At 59.4% G+C, this 3,105-nt stretch carries 2 protein-coding genes; one reads left to right on the forward strand and one right to left on the reverse strand.

What is annotated here, in order from left to right; genetic code table 11:
• A partial coding sequence (locus ABX749_RS27480; RefSeq protein ID WP_372898844.1) for a hypothetical protein occupies positions 1-653 on the forward strand: 653 nt, incomplete at its 5' end.
• Positions 654-1,017: 364 nt separating this feature from the next.
• On the opposite strand, the gene pgi is transcribed toward ABX749_RS27480, so the two are convergent.
• Positions 1,018-2,652, reverse strand: a complete 1,635-nt coding sequence (gene pgi, locus ABX749_RS27485) for a glucose-6-phosphate isomerase (protein WP_372898845.1) — start codon at positions 2,650-2,652, stop codon at positions 1,018-1,020.
• Positions 2,653-3,105: the final 453 nt, after the last annotated feature.

Consider the following 3,105-nt stretch of genomic DNA (forward strand, 5'->3'; position numbering starts at 1 on the left):
TGACTCGTGAGGTTGCACCTATGAGACGTTTCTCGGGTTTGGCTTATGCTTCCTTGATCGCCCTGATCATGGCGTCGTCGGCGCACGCCGCGGTGATCACCAATGGTTCCTTTGAATCACCGGATATCCCGGGTGGCTCTTCGTTCGCGTTCTTTAATCCGGGCGAAACCATTGGTTCCGGGTGGGTTGTCGACGCGGCTTCGCCCTCCGCTATCTTGGTGCTGCGGGAGGCGGCGGGAGTTCATCCCACGGTGCTCGATGGTGACCAGTACGCGGTGATCGGATTGGCACCGGACTTTGCAACGATCCGCCAGGACGTCGCGCTCGATGCGGCCAGCTACCGGCTGTCCTTTCAGTTGGCCGCCGGCGAGACCGTCTCCGATGCCGCCCTGACGGTCGATATCCTGCAAAGCGGTTCCTCGGTCATTGGCGGGCCAACTGGCTTCAACGTCCCAACGGGAAGTGGATTTACAGGGCAGTCACTCGACTTCACCGCCTCCACGGCAGACAGCTACCGACTCGTTGTGACAGCGACCGGCGGCGCGACGGCCATTGACGCCTTTCAAATCACGGCCATTCCCGAACCGGGCACCGCCGTCCTGCTCAGTCTGTTCGCCGTCCCGATCTTACTGCGACGCAGACGACAAAATTGATGCGTGTTGCCCAGCGATGTCGGTCGCGCTGGGGATGTCGATATTATTGCTGCCTGATCTCTAGTAAATACACTGGCTCCCCTCTCCCCAAAAAACGCCAAAGACGCGAAGCGTCGAGCGTTTTTTGGGGAGAGGGGCTGGGGGTGAGGGGCAATACAAAGGGGCGGCAATGGTATCAAGCACAACCGCCCAGCCGTATCTTCTGCGCCCGGTGAGATGGCTACAAAATCGATTCCCAGCCCCCTCCTCCCCGGCCCGTCTCCCCCACAAATCGACAAGCAAGCTTGGTAACGATTTGTGGGGGAGAAGGGTGCCATATCCGTCAGAAATTAAACGACATCCCGTGCGCCATGCACAGCATGCCCTACTTTAGCGATCGGTAACGCTGGATCAGGGCGTTGGTGGAACTGTCGTGGTCGAGCGGGGCGTCGGCGGACTCGAGTTCGGGGACGATCTTCTTGGCCAGGACTTTGCCCAGCTCGACGCCCCACTGGTCGAACGGGTTGACTTGCCAGACCACGCCTTGAGTGAACACGCTGTGTTCGTACAGGGCGACCAGTTTGCCGAGCACCGCCGGCGTCAGCGTTTCGATCAGCAGCGTATTCGAGGGGCGGTTGCCTTCGAAAACACGGTGCGGGGCGAGTTCCTCCGACGTGCCTTCGGCCAACACTTCCTCACGCGTCTTGCCCATCGCCAACGCTTCGCCTTGGGCGAACACATTGGCACTCAATTTGTCGTGGTGATCACCGATCGGATTGAGTGACTTGGCGAACGCGATGAAGTCGCAGGGGATCAAGTGCGTCCCTTGATGGATCAACTGATAGAACGAGTGCTGACCGTTGGTCCCCGGTTCGCCCCAGTAAATCGGACTGGTGTCATAGTCGACGCGGTCGCCCGCCAGCGTGACCGATTTCCCGTTGCTTTCCATCGTCAGTTGTTGCAGGTACGCGGGAAAACGTTTGAGGTATTGATCGTAGGGCAACACGGCGGTTGTTTGGGCGCCGAAGAAGTCGGTGTACCAGACGGTCAGCAGGCCCAAGATCACCGGCAGGTTCTCTTCCAGCGGCGCGGTCCGGTAGTGTTGGTCCATCTCATGGAACCCGGCCAGCATTTCGCGGAAGTGGTCCGGACCGATGGCCAGCATCGTGGACAGTCCGATCGCGGAGTCCATCGAGTAGCGTCCGCCGACCCAATCCCAAAATCCGAACATGTTGTCGGTGTCGATGCCGAACTCGGCGACTTGCTCTGCGTTGGTCGACAAGGCGACGAAATGTTTGGCGACGGCCGAATCATCTGCGCTGAGTTTTTCCAGCAGCCAGGTCCGCGCGGTGTGCGCGTTGGTCATCGTTTCCTGGGTGGTGAAGGTTTTTGACGCGATGATGAACAGGGTCTCGGCCGGATTCAGATCGCGTGTCGCTTCGGCAAAATCGGTCCCGTCGACGTTGGACACAAACCGCAAGGTCAGACCACGATTGCTGTAGTGACGCAGTGCTTCGTAGGCCATCACCGGCCCGAGGTCCGAGCCGCCGATGCCGACGTTGACGATGTTGCGAATCCGCGCACCGGTGTGTCCGATCCACTGACCGCTGGTGACCGAATCGCAAAACGCGGACATCTTGTCCAGCACCGCGTGAACCTCGGGAACGACGTTTTTCCCTTCGAACTCGATCGTTGCATCGCGCGGTGCCCGCAGCGCCGTGTGCAACACCGCCCGGTCTTCGGTCGTGTTGATCTTTTCGCCCGTCATCATCGCCTCGATTCGCTCCTTCAACCCCGCCGCTTCGGCGAGCTTGATCAACAACGAAACGGTTTCGGCGTCGATGCGGTTCTTGGAGTAATCCAAGTACAGCCCGACCGCTTCGAGCGAGAAGGTTTTGCCACGCTGCGGATCGGCGGCAAACAGCTCTCGTAGATGCTTTGACTTGATTTGCTCGTAGTGGGCGTGCAAGTTTTTCCAAGCGTCCTGTGCGGTCAGACTCTGCGACATGGTGGTGGTCATCGGATCGAAGGGTTGGGGGTGAAGACGTCAGCAGGGCAGTTTAGCGATTCACGGGCATTTTTCGAGCACGGGCCAAAGCCGGATTTAGGGAAGTTTCAGGTTTCAGGTTTCAGGTTTGCGGACGCCCAACGCCACCCTATTTTGACACCAATCGTTTTTCTGTTAGCGGCAGGGCGCGACCCCAATACCGCTCAATCGACAAGGTTTTGACCAGCGCAGGGCCCGTAGGCTCGCGCCAAACGGCTGATCATCGTTTGATATCAGCCGGTTCGCGCCAGCGCGAGCGGCGGCGCTAAATCTCGATTTAGCGGTGTTGGGCGCGAACTCTGCCGCTAACAAGCATCACTCCGTTAGGTGTCAAAGGAGAGCGGCAGCGAACCGAGTATCCCGGAGGGATGCCAGCGAGTAGCCGGAGGTCAGCGCAGCGCCACCTCCGGGAAGCACGTCCCACAA

Origin of the sequence: Stieleria sp. (genome assembly GCF_041595215.1) — a bacterium.
Classification (GTDB): domain Bacteria; phylum Planctomycetota; class Planctomycetia; order Pirellulales; family Pirellulaceae; genus Stieleria; species Stieleria magnilauensis.